1 pseudogene is annotated in these 248 nt (G+C 62.1%); it reads left to right on the top strand.

Annotation, left to right across the window (positions count from 1 at the left end):
* A pseudogene (locus C7I55_RS27645) lies at positions 1-248 on the top strand (IS3 family transposase); the annotation flags it as partial.

The following is a 248-nucleotide window of genomic DNA, read 5'->3' on the forward strand; positions in this document are numbered from 1 at the left end:
GGAGTTCGAGGCGGATGCCGGCGCGGCCTTTCCCGGCCACGGCAATCTGAAACCCGAGCAGCAGGAGATCGAGCGGCTGCGCCGCGAGCTCGCCAAGATGAAGGCGGAGCGCGATATCTTAAAAAAAAGCAGCGGCCTACTTCGCGAAGGACTCGATATGAGGTTTGCCTTCGTTGCGAAGCACCGGGGGATCTGGCCGATATCGTGGATCTGCGAGGCGCTCGGGGTCTCGCGCAGTGGCTTTCATG

The sequence above is a fragment of the Allosphingosinicella deserti genome (assembly GCF_003012735.1).
Lineage (GTDB): Bacteria > Pseudomonadota > Alphaproteobacteria > Sphingomonadales > Sphingomonadaceae > Allosphingosinicella > Allosphingosinicella deserti.